This window comes from Halapricum sp. CBA1109 (assembly GCF_009741825.1).
Lineage (GTDB): Archaea > Halobacteriota > Halobacteria > Halobacteriales > Haloarculaceae > Halapricum.
On the sequence record NZ_WPCA01000223.1, the window covers coordinates 1 to 2718 of the forward strand.

General features: G+C 70.4%; 4 protein-coding genes and 1 pseudogene. 3 read left to right on the top strand and 2 right to left on the bottom strand.

Features of this window, described 5'->3' with window-relative positions; genetic code table 11:
- Window positions 1-266 (top strand): annotated as a pseudogene (locus GJ629_RS16530) (hypothetical protein); the annotation flags it as partial.
- Between the two features lie 45 nt (window positions 267-311).
- Window positions 312-1160: a ribose-phosphate diphosphokinase gene (locus GJ629_RS15340; RefSeq protein ID WP_157513791.1), complete on the top strand. Its 849-nt coding sequence runs from the start codon at window positions 312-314 to the stop codon at window positions 1158-1160.
- Here GJ629_RS15340 and GJ629_RS15345 read toward each other — a convergent pair.
- Complete coding sequence (locus GJ629_RS15345) at window positions 1157-1405, bottom strand: glutaredoxin family protein (protein WP_157513792.1); 249 nt, start codon at window positions 1403-1405, stop codon at window positions 1157-1159. The genes GJ629_RS15340 and GJ629_RS15345 overlap by 4 nt on opposite strands.
- 72 nt (window positions 1406-1477) lie before the next feature.
- On the opposite strand from GJ629_RS15345, the gene GJ629_RS15350 reads away from it, so the two are divergent.
- Window positions 1478-2434, top strand: coding sequence for an oxidoreductase (locus GJ629_RS15350; protein WP_157513793.1), 957 nt, complete (start codon window positions 1478-1480; stop codon window positions 2432-2434).
- A 19-nt stretch (window positions 2435-2453) separates the two neighbouring features.
- Here GJ629_RS15350 and GJ629_RS16535 read toward each other — a convergent pair.
- Window positions 2454-2718 (bottom strand): hypothetical protein (locus GJ629_RS16535; protein ID WP_197428672.1); only part of this gene is annotated, 265 nt, incomplete at its 5' end.

Here is a 2718-nt window from a genome sequence, read left to right on the forward strand (position 1 = left end):
CGTTCGCGTTCGTCGCCGGCGACGGCGAGCGAGCACACGCCGGGACCGACGACCGGCTCTACGAACGCGCGGACGGCGAGTGGACCGAACGCGACCACCCGGCGACCGATCCGCTCGTCGACGCGGCGTATCTCGACGACGGCGGAGTCGCCGTCCTCACCGCGAGCGGGCGGCTACTGGTCGACCCGGCCGCCGCCAAAGACGGCCACGAAGGCTGGCGTTCACGGTCGCTGGGTCTGCCCGACGCGGTGGCGCTGTCGGTCTGAGGCCGGACCGAAAACGGCTTTCCCCGTGGCCGCTTTCCCCCGAACATGATCGTCAGCGGCTCCAACTCGCAGGTACTCGCGACTCGGCTGGCCGAGTCGACCGGCCGGTCGCTGGCCCGCGTCGACTTCGACCGGTTCCCGGACGGCGAACTCCACGCCTCCGTCCCGGACGTCGACGCCGACGAGGCCGTCGTCGTCGCCTCGACAACCGACAGCGACGCCCACCTCGAACTGCTCCAGTTGCAGGACGCCCTCCGGGAGGCCGGCGTCGCGGAGATAACCACCGTCCTGCCGTATCTGGGCTACGCCCGACAGGACCGTGCGTTCGAACCGGGCGACCCCGTCTCCGTCCGGGCGGTGGCCCGCGCCGTCGCCACCGGCACCGACCGCGTGGTGACCGTCAACCCCCACGAACCGGCGGTCGTCGAGGAGTTTCCCGTCCCGGCGACGGCCGTCGACGCCGCCGGGCGCCTCGCCGAACCGCTCCCCGAGGACCTCTCTGAGCCGCTGTTTCTCGCCCCGGACGCCGGCGCGACGGGCCTCGCAGAGACCGTCCGGGACGCCTACGGCCGCGGCGGCGTCGACGCCTTCGAGAAGACCCGACACTCAAGCACCGAGGTCACCGTCGAACCACGGGACGCGGACGTGGCCGGCCGGGACGTGGTACTGGTCGACGACATCGTCGCCACCGGGTCGACGATGTCCGAGTCCGTCGGCGTCCTGACCGACCGCGACGCCGACCGCGTGTTCGTCACCTGCGTCCACCCGATGCTGGCGAACAACGCCGTCCTGAAACTCGCCGGCGCGGGCGTCGAGGCCATCTACGGCACCGATACCGTCGAACGCGCCGTCAGCGAGGTGTCGGTCGCCCCGGCCATCGCCGACGCGCTTTAAGCCTCCCGCAACAACCCGACCAGTACCGTCGGGTCGACCCGGATCCGGAACTGCTCGACACCGTCGACGGCGACGACCGGCACGTGGTCGCCGTACTTCTCGCGGAGAGCCTCGTCAGCGTCGACGTCGACTTCCTCGATATCGACCGCCACGCCGGTCTCCTCGGCGACCGACTCGATAGTCGCAAGCGCCTCCTCACAGAGCGAGCAGTGTTCGCGGCGGTAGACCGTTATCGGGACTGCCATCCCCGGGCAGTTTCGCGGCGACGTACTTGAGCGACCCGACGAATCTTGTCGGTGGGGCCCGAACGGGACAGTATGAGTAACTGGTCGACGGACCATATGGCGCGACTCGAAGACGCGACTGTCGTCGTCACGGGCGCGAACAGCGGTCTCGGCTTCGAGGCGACGAAGGTGTTCGCCGAGAAGGGAGCCGACGTGATTATGGCCTGCCGGTCCACCGAGCGCGGGACGCGGGCCAAACGCGAGATAGCCGCCCACGACCCCGCCGGGGAGCTACACGTCCGGAAGTGTGACCTCGGGGACCTCAGCGTCGTCGCGGAGTTCGCCGAGGGGGTCAGAGAGGAGTACGACAGTATCGACATCCTCTGTAACAACGCCGGCGTGATGGCCGTCCCGCGTCAGGAGACAGCCGACGGCTTCGAGTTACAGATCGGTGTCAACCACTTCGGCCACTTCGCGCTGACGGGCCACCTCCTGCCGTTGCTGGAAGCCGCCGACGGCGAGAGCCGGGTCGTCACCCAATCCAGCGGGATGCACGAACGCGGCGAGATGGACTTTGCGGACCTCCACGGCGAGCGGGAGTACGACAAGTGGGACGCCTACGGGCAGAGCAAACTGGCGAACCTCCTGTTCGCCTACGAGCTTCAGCGCCGCCTCGACGCGGCCGGTATCGAGGACGTCGTGAGCGTCGGTTGTCACCCGGGGTACGCCGCGACGAACCTCCAGATTCGGACCGGCGAGGAGTCCGGATCGCGGCTGGCGCTCGGGGCGATGAAACTCGCCAACGCCGTCGTCGGCCAATCGGCGGCCGCGGGCGCGCTGCCGATGCTGTACGCCGCGACCGAACCGGGCGTCGACGGCGGGAGCTACGTCGGCCCCGGCGGCCTGCTGAACATGCGCGGTGCGCCCGAGATACAACGCTCCAGCGACCGCTCGTACGATCAGGCGACCGCCGGACGGCTCTGGGAGCGGTCGGCCGAAGCGACCGGCGTCGAGTACGGGTCGCTGGCGGCGAAAGCGGCCGGCGACTGACGGCGAACTGGACCACGCCTCACGGCCGAACGGACCCGTCGGACAGCGACTCGGCGGGCTGTTCCGGGGCCGCGGCCGCCGACCACGGGACCGTGTCGTCAGGACGCGCGGTGGCGGAGATTCGCCGCGGTCGGCCGTCCTCATCGTCGACCCGGACGAACCGAACGGTGACGGTTTCGGCCCGACCGTCCCGTCCCGAAAGCGTCGCCGTCGTCGTCGCGTCCCCGTCACCGAGACACCGGCCCAGCGCCCCGCGGACCGACCCGCGGTCGGCGTCGGCGAAC